Annotated in this window: 18 protein-coding genes; 5 read left to right on the plus strand and 13 right to left on the minus strand. The window is 63.7% G+C overall.

Annotation, left to right across the window (positions count from 1 at the left end; genetic code table 11):
* A partial coding sequence (locus EN869_RS34790; protein WP_210235023.1) for a hypothetical protein occupies positions 1-256 on the plus strand: 256 nt, incomplete at its 5' end.
* Positions 257-352: 96 nt separating this feature from the next.
* On the opposite strand, the gene EN869_RS20670 is transcribed toward EN869_RS34790, so the two are convergent.
* The 3 genes from EN869_RS20670 to EN869_RS20680 all read right to left on the minus strand — a co-directional run bounded on the left by EN869_RS20670 (position 353) and on the right by EN869_RS20680 (position 3,639).
* Positions 353-1,363, minus strand: a complete 1,011-nt coding sequence (locus EN869_RS20670) for an Hsp33 family molecular chaperone (RefSeq protein ID WP_167498530.1) — start codon at positions 1,361-1,363, stop codon at positions 353-355.
* Positions 1,364-1,510: 147 nt separating this feature from the next.
* The gene (gene argF / locus EN869_RS20675) at positions 1,511-2,422 is read right to left on the minus strand and encodes an ornithine carbamoyltransferase (RefSeq protein ID WP_127227571.1); all 912 of its coding nucleotides are present in this window, start codon (positions 2,420-2,422) and stop codon (positions 1,511-1,513) included.
* A gap of 17 nt (positions 2,423-2,439) precedes the next feature.
* Complete coding sequence (locus EN869_RS20680) at positions 2,440-3,639, minus strand: aspartate aminotransferase family protein (RefSeq protein WP_127227572.1); 1,200 nt, start codon at positions 3,637-3,639, stop codon at positions 2,440-2,442.
* Between the two features lie 357 nt (positions 3,640-3,996).
* On the opposite strand from EN869_RS20680, the gene EN869_RS20685 reads away from it, so the two are divergent.
* A complete protein-coding gene (locus EN869_RS20685; protein WP_127227573.1) occupies positions 3,997-4,515 on the plus strand; it encodes a GcrA family cell cycle regulator in 519 nt (172 codons plus the stop codon).
* Between the two features lie 128 nt (positions 4,516-4,643).
* Here the strand turns inward: EN869_RS20685 and EN869_RS20690 are convergent, their stop codons facing one another.
* The 3 genes from EN869_RS20690 to EN869_RS20700 form a co-directional block, all read right to left on the minus strand.
* Positions 4,644-5,654 (minus strand): magnesium and cobalt transport protein CorA, encoded by a 1,011-nt coding sequence (locus EN869_RS20690; RefSeq protein WP_127227574.1) that lies wholly within the window; start codon positions 5,652-5,654, stop codon positions 4,644-4,646.
* An 86-nt stretch (positions 5,655-5,740) separates the two neighbouring features.
* Entirely contained in the window at positions 5,741-6,463 is a 723-nt protein-coding gene (gene phoU / locus EN869_RS20695; protein WP_127227575.1) for a phosphate signaling complex protein PhoU, read from the minus strand.
* Between the two features lie 107 nt (positions 6,464-6,570).
* Positions 6,571-7,836, minus strand: a complete 1,266-nt coding sequence (locus EN869_RS20700; RefSeq protein WP_127227576.1) for an ATP-binding protein — start codon at positions 7,834-7,836, stop codon at positions 6,571-6,573.
* Positions 7,837-8,036: 200 nt separating this feature from the next.
* Between EN869_RS20700 and ppk2 the strand changes: the two genes are divergently transcribed.
* Complete coding sequence (ppk2, locus tag EN869_RS20705) at positions 8,037-8,942, plus strand: polyphosphate kinase 2 (protein WP_127227577.1); 906 nt, start codon at positions 8,037-8,039, stop codon at positions 8,940-8,942.
* Positions 8,943-9,101: 159 nt separating this feature from the next.
* Here the strand turns inward: ppk2 and EN869_RS20710 are convergent, their stop codons facing one another.
* From EN869_RS20710 to EN869_RS20720, 3 genes are all read right to left on the minus strand, one after another.
* A complete protein-coding gene (locus EN869_RS20710; RefSeq protein WP_127227578.1) occupies positions 9,102-9,851 on the minus strand; it encodes an enoyl-CoA hydratase-related protein in 750 nt (249 codons plus the stop codon).
* Between the two features lie 11 nt (positions 9,852-9,862).
* Positions 9,863-10,501: a GNAT family N-acetyltransferase gene (locus EN869_RS20715; RefSeq protein WP_127227579.1), complete on the minus strand. Its 639-nt coding sequence runs from the start codon at positions 10,499-10,501 to the stop codon at positions 9,863-9,865.
* A 275-nt stretch (positions 10,502-10,776) separates the two neighbouring features.
* Entirely contained in the window at positions 10,777-11,508 is a 732-nt protein-coding gene (locus EN869_RS20720) for a LuxR family transcriptional regulator (RefSeq protein ID WP_127227580.1), read from the minus strand.
* A 280-nt stretch (positions 11,509-11,788) separates the two neighbouring features.
* Between EN869_RS20720 and EN869_RS20725 the strand changes: the two genes are divergently transcribed.
* Positions 11,789-12,610: a transporter substrate-binding domain-containing protein gene (locus tag EN869_RS20725; RefSeq protein WP_189341248.1), complete on the plus strand. Its 822-nt coding sequence runs from the start codon at positions 11,789-11,791 to the stop codon at positions 12,608-12,610.
* Between the two features lie 14 nt (positions 12,611-12,624).
* Here EN869_RS20725 and EN869_RS20730 read toward each other — a convergent pair whose 3' ends face one another.
* Positions 12,625-13,038 carry a tellurite resistance TerB family protein gene (locus tag EN869_RS20730; RefSeq protein WP_127227582.1) on the minus strand — a complete coding sequence of 138 codons (414 nt, stop codon included), beginning with the start codon at positions 13,036-13,038 and terminating at the stop codon, positions 12,625-12,627.
* A 155-nt stretch (positions 13,039-13,193) separates the two neighbouring features.
* On the opposite strand from EN869_RS20730, the gene EN869_RS20735 reads away from it, so the two are divergent.
* Positions 13,194-14,843 (plus strand): lysine--tRNA ligase, encoded by a 1,650-nt coding sequence (locus EN869_RS20735; protein WP_127227583.1) that lies wholly within the window; start codon positions 13,194-13,196, stop codon positions 14,841-14,843.
* Here EN869_RS20735 and EN869_RS20740 read toward each other — a convergent pair.
* The 3 genes from EN869_RS20740 to EN869_RS20750 all read right to left on the minus strand — a co-directional run bounded on the left by EN869_RS20740 (position 14,806) and on the right by EN869_RS20750 (position 16,960).
* Positions 14,806-15,672, minus strand: coding sequence for a thermonuclease family protein (locus EN869_RS20740; protein ID WP_245489466.1), 867 nt, complete (start codon positions 15,670-15,672; stop codon positions 14,806-14,808). The genes EN869_RS20735 and EN869_RS20740 overlap by 38 nt on opposite strands.
* Positions 15,673-15,682: 10 nt before the next feature.
* Entirely contained in the window at positions 15,683-16,324 is a 642-nt protein-coding gene (locus EN869_RS20745; protein ID WP_127227584.1) for a helix-turn-helix transcriptional regulator, read from the minus strand.
* A gap of 87 nt (positions 16,325-16,411) precedes the next feature.
* Complete coding sequence (locus EN869_RS20750; protein WP_127227585.1) at positions 16,412-16,960, minus strand: thioesterase family protein; 549 nt, start codon at positions 16,958-16,960, stop codon at positions 16,412-16,414.
* Positions 16,961-16,966 lie beyond the last annotated feature (6 nt).

A 16,966-nucleotide genomic window follows, 5' to 3' on the forward strand; every position in this document is an offset into this window, starting at 1 on the left:
TTGCGGCGATCATCATCACGATCAGGTCGCCAAGCCGATGCGTGGCGTTGCCAGCGCGCGGATCGGGCAGCGCGCCGAAATAGCTCTCAAGGCTCGAAATGGCAGTCTCTCCTCAATTCGACTGCCTGCCCAAAGAATCGCTTCTCAAGCCAACTTCAAGTCCCAAAAACCCATATGCGATTCCCCTGCCCGTTTTACGGGGAGAAATGCCCGGCAGGGCAATGAGGGGCAGCGCCGAATTCTGAGAATTTCTTAGGACGGGGCAAGGCTTCCCACATGGCCGGCGTTGGCGCCGCCCCTCATCCGCCCTTCGGGCACCTTCTCCCCGTGAAACGGGGAGAAGGGAGGGGCGTTACTCCGCCGCGAACTCGGCTGGGTCGAAGTCGTATTGCGTCGAGCAGAACTCGCAGGCGACATGGATGCCGCCGTCCTCGGTCGAGTCCTTGATCTCCTCGGCCGAAAAGCCCCCGAGGATGCCGCGGATCTTGTCGCGCGAGCAGGAGCACTGGTCGGCGACCGGAACGCCGCGGAACACGCGCACGCCATGTTCGTGGAACAGCCGGTAAAGCAGCCGCTCGGCCCCGACAGTAGGATCGATCAGCTCGGTCGGCTCGATCGTGCCGAGCAGCGCCAGCAATTCCTGCCAGGAATTGTCGGCCGGATGGTCCGCAACCTCTCGCGCATCGCCGTCGCCTCCGGAAATGTCCGGCACGCGCATGCGCTCCGGCGCCTGCGGCAGGAACTGCGCCAGGATGCCGCCGGCGCGCCACTGCTCGCGCGCGCCGCCAGGACCTGGCGTGACCAGCTTGGCGACCGACATCCTGATCTCCGTCGGGATCTGCTCCGACTGACGGAAATAGGTGCGCGCGGCATCCTCCAGCGAGGTGCCGTCGAGCTGGACGATGCCCTGATAGCGCTGCGTATGCGCGCCCTGGTCGATGGTCAAAGCCAGCACGCCATTTCCGAGCAGCGTCTGCTGCGAGGTCGCGCCCGAGGCGATCAGCGCCTGCAGCCGGTCGGCATCGAAGCGCGCATAGGCGCGCAGCGCGTGTGGCGTGCTGAAATCGGCCACCAGCATATCGACCGGACCGTCGGTGCGGGTCTGCAGGATGAACTTGCCCTCGAATTTCAGCGAGGTGCCGAGCAGGACAGTGAGCACGCAGGCTTCCGCCAAAAGACGGGCGACCGGCTCGGGATAGTCGTGGCGGCTCAAAATGGCGTCGAGCATCGGCCCGAGCTGCACTGTGCGGCCGCGCACGTCGAGCGGCGCGACCTCGTAAGGTACGACGTGGTCGTCGCCGGCGAAGCCGAATTCACCGAGTTGGGGTTTATGCTCAGCAGCCAAGGTCTGGGTTTCCAACATGACAAAACTCCGGGGCGCAGCCATGCAACCCGATGAGCCGCATGCGTCGAAGCGCGTTCAATTTACATGATGGCCCGCAGATAGGCATCACATATCCCCGGATCAAGTCGACCCCGATAGGGCCGGAAGCGGTCAGGTCCGCCCCTCTCAAGCGCCCAGGCACCAGGCCAGCACCGCCTTCTGGGCGTGCAGCCGGTTCTCGGCCTCGTCAAACACCACCGAATGCGGCCCGTCGATCACATCGTCGGTGACCTCTTCGCCGCGATGCGCCGGCAGGCAGTGCATGAACAACGCATCGGGCTTGGCCTTGGCCATCAGCGCCGCATTGACCTGATAGGGCAGGAAGACGTTGTGGCCGCGGGCGCGGTGCTCCTGGCCCATCGAGACCCAGCTGTCGGTGACGACGCAATCGGCCTGGTCGACGGCTTCCTCGGCCGATTTGGAAAAACGGACCTTGCCGCCATTGGCTTTCGACCAGTTGACATATTTCTCGAAAGGCTCGCTGCCTTCCGGCACCGCGACGTTCAAGTTGAATCGGAACCGCGCCGAAGCCTCCAGAAGCGAGTGCAGCACATTGTTGCCGTCGCCGGTCCAGGCGAAGGTCTTGCCGGCCACCGGACCGCGATGCTCCTCATAGGTCATGATGTCGGCCATGAGCTGGCAGGGATGCGTGTCGTCGGTCAGCCCGTTGATGACGGGAACCGTGGCGTTCTCGGTCAGCTCCAGCAGCCGGTCATGCGAGGTGGTGCGGATCATGATGGCGTCGACATAACGCGACAGCACCTTTGCCGTGTCGGCGATGGTCTCGGAGCGGCCGAGTTGCATCTCGGTGCCGGTCAGCATGATGGTCTGGCCGCCGAGCTGGCGCATGCCGACATCGAAGGACACGCGCGTGCGCGTCGACGGCTTGTCGAAAATCATCGCCAATACCTTGCCGTCGAGCGGTTTCGAACGCTCGCCTGCCTTGAGCCTGGTCTTTCGCGCCACCGCGTCGTCCAGCATGACGCGCAGGTCGCCCGCGGAAACGGCGGATAGATCGGTGAAGTGGCGAACACTCATCGGCAGGTTTCCAGAAATTATTTCGCGGCTTCGGCCGCAATCGCGTCGGTCAAGCCCTTGGCGCCGCCTCGGATGCGCTTCAGCGCCTCGCCGATCTCCTCGTCGGTGACGGTGAGCGGCGGCAGGAGACGGATAACGTTGTCGCCCGCCGGCACGGCAAGCAAATGCTGGTCGCGCAGCGCCATGTTCACCTTGGTGTTGGGCATCGCGCATTTGAGGCCAAGCATCAGGCCTGTTCCCCTGATGCCTTCGATGACTTCGGGAAATTCGTCGGCAACCGCCGCAAGCCCCTGCTTCAACAGCAGCGCCTTGCGCTGCACGTCCTCAAGGAAACCGTCCTCCAGCACCACATCGAGCACCGCGTTGCCAACCGCCATCGCCAGCGGATTGCCGCCGAAGGTTGTGCCATGCACGCCGGCGGTCATCCCGGTCGCCGCCTCGTCCGTGGCAAGGCAGGCGCCCATTGGGAAGCCGCCGCCGATGCCCTTGGCGATCGCCATCAGGTCGGGCGTGACGCCGGTCCATTCATGCGCGAACAGCTTGCCGGTGCGGCCGATGCCGCACTGGACCTCGTCGAAGATCAGGAGCAGGCCGTGCTGGTCGCAAAGCTGGCGCAGGCGCTTCAGCGATTGCGTCGGCACCGGGCGAATGCCGCCCTCGCCCTGAACCGGCTCGATCAGGATCGCGGCGGTCTCCGGCGTGATCGCCTTCTCGGCGGCGTCGATGTCGTCGAAAGCGACCTGGTCGAAGCCTTCGACCTTCGGGCCGAAGCCCTCGAGATATTTGTACTGGCCGCCGGCCGCGATTGTCGCCAGCGTGCGGCCGTGGAAGGCGCCCTCGAAGGTGATGATGCGGAAACGCTCGGGATGGCCCTTGACGAAGTGATAGCGCCTGGCCGTCTTGATGGCGCATTCCAGCGCCTCGGCACCCGAATTGGTGAAGAACACCTTATCGGCGAAGGTGGCGTCGGCCAGCCGTTCGCCCAGCCGGCGCTGTTCCGGGATCTCATAGAGGTTGGAGACGTGCCAGAGCTTGGCCGCCTGCTCGGTGAGCGCCGCGACCAGGTGCGGATGGCTGTGGCCCAGCGAATTCACCGCGATGCCGCCGGCGAAGTCGAGATATCGCTCGCCCTTGTCTGTGACCAGCCAGGTCCCCTCCCCACGATCGAAAGCCAGGGGTGCGCGGGCAAAGGTCTCGTAAAGCGCCGAACCGCTCATTATATGCGTCTCCGGAACCGGAAATCAAAAAAGCCGCCAATGCGGCGGCCTTTGCGGCTTATCGTGTTTTTCGGCCATGAAGTCAACGAAAACGTCACGCAGAAGCGCGTGGCAAGCCCCGACGCCGCGCCGGCTCATCAGTGGTCAGGCAAGTTGGGGAAAACCGTAAAAACCGAATCGGTGTTGCCTTTGGGACTCTTGTCACCGAGTCAGCGTATAAGGTAATTGTAGTCGAGAAATAACTATATTTCGTGCGGCGGACCTAAATCACCCGGTACATGTGGTGTCGTTTGCCCGGCGAGAGCCGGCTCGGGAAAGGATTCTGGCTGCCGCACGCATTAGCAGGAGCGCGGTCTCATGAACTGGACTGACGAGCGGGTAGAACTTCTCAGGAAATTGTGGTCGGAGGGTCTGAGTGCAAGCCAGATTGCCGCACAGCTTGGCGGAGTGAGCCGCAACGCCGTCATCGGCAAGGTGCATCGCCTGAAGCTGTCGGGCCGTGGCCGCGCGACGGCCGCCCCGGCACGCCAGAAGAAGGTGGCGCAAGGCGCCTCGATGCAGAAATCGGTGACGCGTGCTGCAAACGCGACGCGCCATGTAACGACCACCATCGGCGCCACTGCGCTGCAGGTGCAATTCGACGCCGAGCCGGTGGCCCGCCACTATATCCGCCCGGTCGAGAACGTGGTCGTGCCGATCTCGCGCAACCTGCAGCTCGTCGAACTGACCGAGCGCACCTGCAAATGGCCGAACGGCGATCCGCTGTCGGAAGATTTCAGCTTCTGCGGCAACGACGCCGCCGAGACGGGACCGTACTGCAAGTACCATTCCCGCGTCGCGTTCCAGCCGGCGGCCGAACGGCGCAGGGCAAGGTAAGATTAGGGGAATAGGGGAGTAAGGCAGTAGGGGAGTAGGGGAAAGAGCGCTTCGCGTGCGACGTTTCGCCAGTTGATCGCTTCGTATTACCTACTCCCTTACTGCCTTACTCCCCTACTCCCCTCTCTTCACAGCCATCCATTCTGCTTGAACCGCCAGTACAGGAACGAGCAGATCGAGGCCATCACCAGCAGGATGACGGGATAGCCGTATTCCATCTTCAGTTCGGGCATGTCGGCGAAATTCATGCCGTAGATGCCGGCGAAGGCCGTGGGCACCGCCAGAATGGCGGCCCATGACGCGAGCTTCTTGGAGATCGCGGTTTCCTGACTCTGCCCGACCAGCAGGCTGGCTTCGAAGGCGAAGGCCAGGACCTCGCGCAGGGAGTCGATCTTTTCCTGCACGGTGCGGATGTGGTCGGTCACGTCGCGAAACAGCGGATGCATGGCGGCATGGATCTGCGGCAGTTCGGCGCTGGTCAGCCGGCGGCAGACCTCGACCAGCGGCAGCGCCGCATTGCGCAGCCGCAGCAGGTCGCGGCGCAACATGTAAAGCCGCTCGATGTCGGAACCGGTCATCGGCTTCAAAAGCACCTTGTCCTCGATCGCCTCGACCTCGTCCTCGATCTGCTCCAGCACCGGCATGTAATTGTCGACGATGAAATCGAGAATGGCGTAGAGGACGAAATCCTCGCCCTTGGCTAGTGAATGCGGGCAGCTTTCCCAGTGCTGGCGCACGGCTGCGTAGGAGGTCGAAGGGCCGTGCCGGACGCTGACGATGTAGCCGGTGCCGACGAACAGATGCGTCTCGCCGAAAGTGACGCGGCCGTCGATCAATTGCGCGGTGCGCGCGACGATGAAGAGGGCATCGCCATATTGCTCGATCTTCGGGCGCGCATGCGGATGCTCGGCATCCTCGATCGCCAGGTCGTGCAGGTGGAACTGCGCCTGCACCCTCAGCAGAAGGTTGCGATCGGGCTCGAGCAGGCCGATCCAGACGACATGACCGGGTTTTGCCGCCCATTCGCCGGCCTGTTCGATCGCGATATCGGCGACGCGCTTGCCGCTGGAATAGACGCTTGAGGCGATGATGCCCGATGTCGGCTGCGAGGCTGGAGTCAGGTTTCGAACTTGTTCCATCGCAAACCTCCCGAGACTGCGACTGACAAATCGCTATGCCTCAAAGAGCTTAGCCTAAATTAGGAAGCCGTTCGAGAGGCGCCTGTTCACTTAGCCGGCACCGCGCCGGGAAGCACGACCTGGTCGGTCTTGTCGCCCTTCGGCCGGTCGGCGGGCATCTGATCGCCGGTGACGATGTAATAGATGGTCTCGGCGATGTTGGTCGCGTGATCGCCGATCCGCTCGATATTCTTGGCGCAGAACAAGAGATGCGTGCAGGGCGTGATGTTGCGCGGGTCTTCCATCATGTAGGTCAAAAGCTCGCGGAACAGCGAGGTGTACATGGCGTCGATCTGGTCGTCGCGGTCGCGCACGAAGCCGATCCTCTCGACCGAGCGAGAGGCATAGACGTCCAGCACTTCCTTGAGCTGCGTCAGCGCCAGGTTGGCCAATGCCTCGAGACCGCGGAAAAGGCTGTTGGGCTGGCGGCCATCGATCAAGGCGACCCGCTTGGCGACGTTTTTGCCGAGATCGCCAACCCGCTCGATATCGGCCGAGATGCGGATGGCGCCGACGATCTCGCGCAGATCCGTCGCCATCGGCTGGCGCTTGGCAATGATGATGATTGCCTTGTCGTCGATCTCGCGCTGTCCTTCGTCGAGGACCAGATCGTCCTGGATCACCTTCTGGGCCAGGCCATGGTCGACATTGACCAGGGCGGCAACCGCTTGTTCGACCATGCGCTCGGCATGCCCGCCCATCGCGGCGATGCGCTTGGAGAGGAACTTCAATTCCTCGTCATAGGCACTCATGATGTGCACGGACTGCATAGGCATGCCTTCCCAGCTTCTGCCGGTTTGTTCGCTTCCTCAATCCGTCGCTGATACGCGAACCGCATGACAGAAAGAAGAAAAGCCGGTTGGTAACCAGTACAGGATCAGCGAGCCGGCAAATGAACCGTAAACGCCGCGCCCTTGCCGACTTCCGACTTGATCGACAGCCTGGCATTGTGACGAGTCAATATATGCTTGACGATCGAAAGGCCAAGCCCGGTGCCTTTCTGGGTGCGGCTGTTTTCGACGTCGACGCGGTAAAAACGCTCGGTGATGCGTGGGATATGCTCTTCGGCAATGCCCGGGCCGTAGTCCCTGATCGTGACGTCGAAGCCCGGCTGCTGGGGGTCCTCCGCGCCGGCAATCGATACGGTGACGTGCCCGCCCGACTGGCCGTATTTGCAGGCGTTTTCCAGCAGATTCTCGAAAACCTGGAACAGCTCGTCGCGATCGCCGGGCACGACAAGCCGCCCCTCGGCGAACTCCCGCTCGACGACGACGCCGTTCTCCGCGGCCAGCGGTCCGAGCGAGTCGATGACGCTGTCGATCGTCTGGCGAAGATCGACCTCGGTGCCAGGTTTCAGATAGGGTTTCATCTCCAGCCGCGACAGCGAGAGCAGATCGTCGATCAGGCGGGCCATGCGGCCGGTCTGGTTCTGCATGATCTGCAGGAACTGGTCGCGCGCGGCCGGGTCGCTGCGAGCCGGCCCGCGCAGCGTCTCGATGAAGCCCGCGATCGAGGCGAGCGGCGTGCGCAGCTCATGGCTGGCATTGGCGATGAAGTCGGCCCGCATGCGATCGATGCGGCGGGTCTCGCTCTGGTCCTTGAACACCAGCACGTAGAGGCCGGTGGCATGGCCGACCGTGGACGCGCTGACCCGGTATGTCCGTTCCACCGGCAGCTTCTCAGTGTAGTCGACCGCATCGGCGGCGACCTTGCCCGACAGGATGCCGTCCAGCAAGGCCTGCATTTCCGGCGCGCGAAACTTCAGCGCCAGGGACATGCCCGGGGCCAGCCCGCCAAAGGCGGCGAAGGCGGCGGCGTTGGCGTGAACGATGGCCGCGGAATGGTCGAAGATGATCAGCGGATCGGCGACCGCGGCCGCCAGATACTCGCCGGAGAGCCGCTGCAGCCCGCCGGCCTCGATCGCGGCCGCCGCCGCGGCCGACTGGCGCTCGGCATCGGCGGGCAGCATTGCCGCGGCCGCCAACAGGGCCACGGCCAGCAGGGGCACATAGACGGGGGCGCCGGCGAACGAATAAACCGCAAGGACCGCGACGACGCCGGCGGCAAGCAGCCAGCGGTTGCGCCAAAGCCGCGCCGCCAAGGCTTGCCCCCTGCTCTCTTGCCCCGCGCCCGTCTCTGCCATAGGCCCGCGTCACCCCGCATCCCGTCGACCGGTCAGCGGTTCGCTGGATCGGCCCGGCGCATAGCCTTTTGAAAATCAGGATCGATTTTCGCGAAGGTTCATGCGCAAAATCAAAATGCTACAGCGTGTTTGCGTCCGGAGGGGCGCCACGCCGCCAAGGCTCCATAGCATGAGTCCGCAAACTGGGAAGGTTCGTCTGGATGAAAAAAGCCAAGCAAACGGCTGAAGCGGTGCCGGCCACGGGACCGATCAAGATCAAGATCGGGGGCACGGAACGCGCGTTCGACATCGACAATCCGGTGCTGCCGGACTGGATCGAGGACAACAAGCTGACCGCCGGCGGCTATCCTTACGACAAGAAGTTGAAGAGCGAGGACTACGAAAAGGAGCTCGAGCGGCTGCAGATCGAACTGGTCAAGGCGCAGGCCTGGCTGCAGGCGACCGGCAAGCGGGTGATGGCGCTGTTCGAGGGCCGAGACGCGGCCGGCAAGGGCGGCACGATCTTCGTGCTGCGGCAATACATGAACCCGCGCACGGCGCGCAATGTGGCGCTGACCAAGCCGACGCCGACGGAGGCCGGGCAATGGTACTACCAGCGCTATGTCGATCATTTCCCGACTTCGGGCGAATTCGTCACCTTCGACCGCTCCTGGTACAACCGGGCTGGTGTCGAGCCGGTCATGGGGTTCTGCACGCCGGAGCAGCACGAGAAATTCCTCGACGAGACGCCGCATTTCGAGCGGATGATCTCCAATGAGGGCATTCATCTCTTCAAATTCTGGCTGAACATCGGCCGCGAGACGCAACTCGAACGCTTCCACGACCGCCGCTGGTCGCCGCTGAAGAACTGGAAGTTCTCACCGATGGACGTCGCAGGAATCAGCAAATGGGATGACTACACCAAGGCGCGCGACAAGATGATCGAGCGCACGCACAAGGAGTTCTCGCCCTGGATTATCGTGCGGGCCAACGACAAGCGCCGCGCCCGGCTGGCGGTGATCCAGCGCATCCTGTTGTCGCTGCCCTATGACGGCCGCGACCTCGACGCCATCGGCAAGGCCGACAAGAAGATCATCGGCGAAGGGCCGGGGTTCCTGAAGGACTAAAGTATTTCTACCGTCACGGAAACGGCGAACCGCTCCATCTCTTTGTTTTTACGCAATTGCGGGGAAAACCGCTCACACTTTTCCTGGAATTGCTCTGGATAAATTACAGCGCCGCGCGGCTTTCGGCTCGCGCGGCGCTGAGACTTTCATGCCGGCCGGTCAGGCGGCCAGGCGCGCGATCCGCTGCAGCCGCTTCAGCGTGGTGTCATCCTGAAGCGCCTGCTGGAATAGCGTGATCTCGTGGTCGATGCGGTCGCACAACACCGCCGTATCGCCCTTGAGGAGACTGCGCGTCTGCAGCAATGCCGCCACCGGCTTCTTGGCGAGATGTTTCGCCCTCGCCAGCGTTGCCTCCTCGGCGCTGCCTTGCGTAACGATCTCGCCGACCAGGCCGAGCGCCTTGGCATCCTCGGCGCCGAGCGTGTCGCCCAGGCAGAAGAAGCGGAAGGCGCCGGCATAGCCGAGCTTCTGGGGCGCCAGGATGCTGGTCGCCGCGTCCGGCACGAGGCCGAAATCGACGAACGGCACCCTGAACGTGCTGCCCTTGGAAGCGATCACCATGTCGCAATGGAACAGAATGGTGCAGCCGACGCCGACGGCATCGCCGTCGACACAGGCAAGCACCGGCTTGGGGAAGGTCGCCAGCATGCGAAACATATCGGTGACGGCGGCGATCAGCTCTCGGTGCTTGGTGGCGTCGAGGAACTCCGAGAAGTCGCCGCCGAGGCAGAAGCAGCCGGCAAGACCGCGCAGCATGACGACGCGGATCTCGTCGTTGACGGCCGCCTCGTGCAAGGTCCTGGCAAGGCTCGCATAGGCATGCCTGTCGAGCACCGGCCTGCCGTCATGCGAGGACACCGTGACGACCAGCGTATGGCCGCGTAGTTCCGGTTCGGGATGGAAGCTCATGACCGCCTCCCTCACGAAGCCTGCTTCAGGCCGAGCAGGCCGGGATAACCCCGGTTGAGCACCGGCAGGAAGTGGTTGCGGCGCTGGCGCACGATATCGAGCGTATGCTCGGTGAAGGTGAGCAGCGTCGCCACGACCTGCTGGTTGCCATAGGTGCGCTGGTAGCCGAGCGGCTTTGCCAGGAAGTGCAGCTGCAGCGCCCTGAGCACCCACATCGGCTCGAACTCGATGATGACCTGATTGACGTTGCGCTTCAGGCCCCATTCGACGAAGCCGGCGATCAGTTCGGTGCCGACCGTGGAGACGCCGCGCTTGCCGTCGCGAAAGCCGGGAGCCACCGCGTAACGGGTCAGTTCCCAGACATTCGGCCCCGAGGGCGACGGCCCCTCGCAGAGATCCGACAGCACGTCGGTTAAAAGATGCGGCCGGGTGGTCGGCAGCATGCGCTGGTAGCCAGCAAGCTCGCCATTGCGGATGACGAGGTGATGCTCGGCCTCGTCATGGTCGAATTGGTCGATCTCGAGCTGGTCCGGACGATCGAGATCGGTCCATCCCATCTCCTCGACGAAGATCTTGTAGCGCAGGCGGTGGACAGCCTCCCAGAGGTCGGGACGTTCCATCAATTCCTGAGTGGTAAGGGCGAAAAGCATTAGCCGTCTCCTGGGCTTAAGAGGATGATACGGCCGGGCTCTCCCGAAAATATTACGCGAACGCGTAGGCAAGAATTCTAGGCCAGCACGGCCGACCTGGCTAATATAGCCACGCCTAATGGCCTCCGCGACTGCCTGCACACGGTTGGTGGTGCCCAGTTTGATTTGGCGTTAAGAAATCATTAGCCCTCTCCCAAGAGGGAGATTCGGCTGCGCTTTTTCTGAAAATATCACGTGATCGCGTAAGCTGAAATTTCCAGGTCGGCACGGCCGGCCTAACTGATATAGCCGCGCCTAATGGCCTCCGCGACCGCCTGTACTCGGTTGGCTGCGCCGAGTTTGCTCTTGGCGTTAAGAAGGTGTTTCTCGGATGTGTGCTCCGAGATGCCGAGGATTTGCGAAATCTCCCACTCGGACTTGCCGACGGCTGCCCATTGCAGGCATTCCCGCTCACGCGCGGTCAATACTATGTGATCGATGACGTTGTCGGCCTTGGTGTGCAGCTGCATAGCGCGGCCGATCGCATAGGTCGACGCCAGCGAGACCATTCCGAATTCCGTATCCGACAGTTCCACGGACTCACCGCCCAGCGAGACCATGACGATCTGGCCGTCGAGCGTGACTAGCGGAAACGCCAGGCCGTCGCGCAGCTTGAACTCGCGCGCGTCGCCCATGACTTCGTCGCTGCTTTTGTCGCTCACGGCGTTCTTGGAGGCATCGCGCCACTGGAAAGGCGCCTGCAGCTGCTTCATGTGACTGACCACCGGATCGTGGTCGACATAGTTGCGCGCCACATAGCGCTCCAGCCACTCGCCGGGCCAATCGCAAAGCATCACATGCTGTTTCTGCTGGCCGCGTGGCGTGCCGGGCTGCGGCACGGTTCCCGCCATTAAGGCGGTCAGGCCGAAATTCGAGGTGATGCCCAGCAGCCGCTCGCACACCGCAGCCGCGGTGCCGGCATTCTGCAGCTGGTCTATGTATTCCAGAGTTCTGTCAAACAGGCCCATCGCAACATCTACCCCATGTTGCTTCTGCATTTTCGTTACCGACGGTAGATGGCCGAACCACCCTTCGCCATCAACCCCCGGATCGCAATCTCCCCTGCAAAGCCGGTAGCTTCCCCCTTCCGGCGCGCGTGGTCATTTGCAAACACGCTAAACCATACGCCTAATTTGGCCGCTTGAAATCAAAAACCGTTGTGCCTGCCGCATTTTCATACGAAAAGCCTCCGAACGGGGACGAGCTCGGAGCCATATCGTGATCTTGCGGTGGATAACTCTGGCCCTGATGTCCGCGCTGGCCGGCGTCCTGCCGTTTGCCGGCGCGACTCAGGCTGCCGAGCCGCAGGTGCCGGTGCTGTGGGACGCCAAGGAGCGGCTGCCGAAACCCGATCTCTCAGCGCTGCCGCGGCTGCGATTCCTCACCACCACCGATTTTCCGCCCTTCAACTTCCTCGACGGCTCGGGCCGCCTGTCGGGCTTCCACATCGATCTGGCGCGAGCGATCTGCGCGGAATTGGACGTCGTCGAGAAATGTCAGGTCCAGGCCCTGCCATGGAACGAACTCGAGGACGCTCTTCAGAAAGGTGAAGGCGAGGCGATCATTGCCGGCATCGCCGCGACGCCGGAGAGCCGCGAGAAATATGCCTTCTCGCGCGCCTATATGCAATTTCCGGCGCGTTTCATCATGCCAAAGGCGAAGGCCTTCGGCGAGCCGATCCTCGACAAATTGCGCAGCAAGCGGGTCGGCGTCGTCGCCGCCTCGGCGCATGAGAAAATGCTGCGCGATTACTTCAACACCGTGCAGGTCGTGACCTTCGACACGCCGGAACACCTCTATGCCGGCCTCAAGGCCGGCAAGGTCGACGCCGCCTTCGGCGACGGCATGCGCTTTGCCTTCTGGCTGGGCGGCTCCGATGCCGGCAGTTGCTGTCGCTTTGCCGGCGGTCCGTATCTGGCGCCGGAATATCTGGGTTCGGGCATGGCGATCGCCACCCGCAAGAGCGATACCGCGCTTGCCGCCGCCTTCGACTACGCGCTGCAGGAAATCTCGATCAAAGGCACCTTTGCCGAGTTCTATCTGCGCTATTTTCCGGTCAGCTTCTTCTGAAGGTTGCTGCCAGCCTAAGTCAGGGTGCGTAGCCGCGCCTTGGCCGCCCGCGCAATCGCGGCCACGGTCAGCGTGTCGAGGTCGAGCTTCAGGCGGATGAGCTGCAGCACGCGCACCTCCTCCATACGCATTTCGAGATCCACCGCGGCGACCTCGAAGGCGGCAGCGTAGGCGGTGTCGCGCAGCCGCTCCGGCAGCGCCGCGGCGACGCGCGCCAGCACGCCCTCCAGCCCTTCCTTGTCATTCAGCGCCTTCTGGCAGGCCTGCGCCACCTGAACCAGCCTGTCCTGGTTGAAGTCAACGAACACCGGCCACGAGCGGACAACGTCGCCAATCCGCGCCAGCTCGACATCGGTCATGTCGCGATCGGAAGCCGAGGTGATGACCATCAGGTAGATCAAGGCTTCGTGCGTCGTCAGCAAAGGCATTCAAAACTCCTTGAGTGTGCGGCTCGAACGTAGGAGCGCGATTGTGGCGCCGCAAGGAAAACCGCCGCAAATCGTTGACGCTCCGGCCTGTCGCGCCTAGAGACCGGTCAACAAATCTTATCCGCCGCAAAGACGGCCATGATTGGAACTGTGAAATGACGGGATCAAACATCATCGATCTCACGCCCGAGATGCTTGCGGCGGCGGCCGAGAGCAAGGCCTGGCCCTTCGAGGAAGCGAAGAAGATCATCGGCCGCTACAAGGGCAAGGATTTCCCGGAAACCGTGCTGTTCGAGACCGGCTACGGCCCGTCCGGCCTGCCGCATATCGGCACCTTCGGCGAGGTGGCGCGCACGACCATGGTGCGGCATGCCTTCCGGGTGCTGACGCAAGACAAGGTCAAGACCAAGCTTCTGTGCTTCTCAGACGATATGGACGGCATGCGCAAGATTCCGGACAACGTGCCGGACCGCGCGGCGCTCGAGCCCTATCTGCACATGCCGCTGACGTCGGTGCCCAATCCGTTCGGCGGCGACTATGCCAGCTTCGCCGACCACAACAATGCGATGCTGTGCCGCTTCCTCGACACGTTCGGCTTCGATTACGAATTCGCCAGCGCGACCAAGTACTACAAGGCCGGCCGCTTCGACGAGGTGCTACTGCGCGCCGCCGCGCGCTACGACGAGATCATGGGCGTGATGCTGCCGACGCTCGGGCCGGAGCGTCAGGCGACCTACAGCCCATTCCTGCCGATCTCGCCGAAGAGCGGACGCGTGCTCTATGTGCCGATGAAGCAGGTCGACGCCAAGGCCGGCACCATCACCTTCGACGATGAAGGCACCGAAACGACGCTGCCGGTAACCGGCGGCCATGTGAAGCTGCAGTGGAAGCCGGATTTCGGCATGCGCTGGGCGGCGCTCGGCGTCGATTTCGAGATGTTCGGCAAGGACCACCAGACCAACGCGGCGATTTACGACCGCATCTGCAACATCCTCGGCGGACGCGCGCCGGAGCATTTCGTCTACGAGCTGTTCCTCGACGAGGAAGGTCAGAAGATCTCGAAGTCTAAAGGCAATGGGCTGACCATCGACGAATGGCTGACCTACGCGCCGACCGAGAGCCTCGGCCTCTATATGTACCAGCGGCCGCGGCAGGCGAAGAAGCTCTATTTCGACGTCATCCCGAAGGCGGTGGACGAATATTACGCCTTCCTCAGCGCCTATCCGCGCCAGGACTGGAAGGAGCGGCTCGGCAATCCGGTCTGGCACATGCATGACGGCAACCCGCCGGCGATCGACCTACCGGTGCCGTTCGCGCTGCTGCTCAACCTGGTGAGTGCTTCCAACGCGCATGACAAGTCGGTGCTGTGGGGCTTCATCTCGCGGCATGCGCCGGGCGTGACGCCGAAGACGCATCCGGAACTCGACCGGCTGACCGGCTACGCGATCCGCTACTTCGACGACTTCGTGAAGCCGACCAAGGTTTTCCGCGCCGCCGACGAGGTGGAGCGCGAGGCGCTGGCGAGGCTTTCCGAGGCGCTCGGCGCGCTGCCGCAAGGCGCCGACGGCGAAGCGATCCAGAACGCCGCGCTCAACGTGGCACGCAAGATCGAGCGCTATCAGGACCATTCCAAGCAGAGCCCGGAAGGCGGACCGGGCGTGTCGGTCGCCTTCTTCCAGATGATCTACCAGGTGCTGATCGGCCAGGAGCGCGGACCGCGCTTCGGTTCCTTCGCGGCGCTCTACGGCATTGCCGAGACGCGCGCGCTCATTGAGCGGGCGCTGGCTGGTCAGTTGGCGGCGTAGCGGCGTCGCCTTCCGCCGGTAGGATGGAATCCGGCGCGACCGGCGCCGGTTCCGCCGCGGCCGGCAGCGCCGGCAGGCCGCCGAGGTTTGGCGCCGGGCCGAAAATGCCCTTCTTCGCCGTGCGCGCCTTGTTCTCGGCCTCGACATAGGGGCCACCCTGTGCGGCGCGGGCCCAGCCGTTCTCAACCAGCCACTGGCCGACATCCTGATTACCGATATGGCAGTCGGCCGAAATGGTATCGCGGCCGCCTTCCGGCGGCAGCGTGCAGGCGACCGCCCGACCGCGCAGGAAGGAGCGGAACGCCGTCCGCGCACGCGCGCCGCAAGCCCAGCTCTTGCCCGCGTCGCTGCAGGTTTCGTCCGCCTTGACGACGTCGACGCCGGTGATGGCAATCGCGAAGCCCTTTGCCTCGATCAGCCCGGCGGCCGTGGCGACCGGCTGGAAAAGCTTGGTGCCGTTCCAGTCGCCCGGCATCTTCGACTTCGGTGGCTTGGGCGGCCCTGCCAGCGACAGATCGCTGAGCGGCGCGCGCGGCTCCACCCGTTCCAGGTCGTCGTTCGAGAGAGCAGGCGGCGCCACCACGCCGGGATCGATGGCTCGCGAATGAACAGCGGGCTTGGGTGGCTGCGGAGCTGCAGGCGCGGGAATGGCAGAGGTCGCCGGCTCTTCCAGCGGCGCGCCGGCGCCGGGATCGGCGATCGCATCTGGATCGATCTGGTCCACGGCGATCACGCTCTCATGGCCTTTGACTGCGCGGCCGCCGGCAATGACGAGCGCCGCCATGACCGGAATTGCCAGAACCGCCAGGGCTGTCTTGAGAAGCCGCACCCGCCCGACCCTATTGGCTCGCCCAGACGATGCGCGCTACCCATTCGATATCGCGCGTCGGGATATCGCGATCCGGATGCGCGGGATTGAGCGACACCAGCACGATCGATTTCACCGTCTGGCGGTCGAGCACCTTGGCCATGACTTCGCCAGCGGTGGTCTTGACCACGACACGGTCGCCCTTGCGCGTCGGCGCGCCTGGCTCGACGATCAGCACGTCGCCATTGCGGTAGAGCGGCAGCATGGAATCGCCCTGCACCTGCAACGCGTAGGACGTCTCGGTCGCGCGCGCCGGAAGCTCGACCAGATCCCAACCCTGCCCCGCCGGATAGCCGGCATCGTCGAAGAAGCCGCCCGCGCCGGCCTGAGCGAAACCAAGCAAGGGGACGGCGCTGCGCTGTTGGGCGACGGAAGGGCCGACGCGCCCCTCGACCAGTCCGGTGAATTCCTCGAGCGAAGCGCCGGTAGCCTCGATGATCTTGGCCAGCGATTCGGTCGACGGCCAGCGCGGCCGGCCGTCGGACGACAGGCGCTTCGACTTGTTGAAGGCCGTCGAATCGAGGCCCGCGCGCCGGGCAAGGCCGGAAGCCGACAGCGAATAGCGCTCGGCAAGAGCGTCGATTGCGGCCCATACGCGATCGTGTGAGAGCACGCGCGCTCTCCTTCAAAACAGGAAAAAATGCCTCTGCCTGTCTAGCGCGCGACTATCTGATTGTCCACTGGCGAAGGGTCGGATCGTCTACGATCGGACCTGCTTCGCCTGCTCGCGCAGGTTCTTGTGTGAAATCATGAAAGCCCGCTCGGCTTCGGTGGGCGGGCGTGGCTTGGCGGAATGGCCAAGCGCCGCGACGACCTCGTCGATGTCGAGGAAGCGGCGACTGCTGCGGTCATAGACGCCGCCCGTGGTCAGGATCAGCGCCGCGGCCTCACCGCCATCCAGGACGAAACGGTGCCTGCCGATGACGGACGTGCCTTCCCAGGTTTCGATCGACGACACCACCTCGAAGCGCCGCCATAGCTTGATCTCGCGCACATAGGCGACCTGCAGCCCGCCGATCATCGGCGCCCAGCCATTCTTGCGCGCCAGCGCGATGAGGCCGACGCGCAGGAAGATGTCGATGCGGCCGAGATCGGCCAGCATCATGTAGCGCGCATTGTTGAGATGTAGGTTGAAGTCGATGTCGGTCGGCAGGCAGCGAAAGGCCAGCCGGCTCTCATCGCCGACAACATAAGGGCCACGGCTAGACGCCGTGGCCATGGTGCGGGCCATTCGCCCCCAGACATACATGGTCGG

The sequence above is a fragment of the Mesorhizobium sp. M2D.F.Ca.ET.226.01.1.1 genome (assembly GCF_004022705.2).
GTDB lineage: Bacteria > Pseudomonadota > Alphaproteobacteria > Rhizobiales > Rhizobiaceae > Mesorhizobium.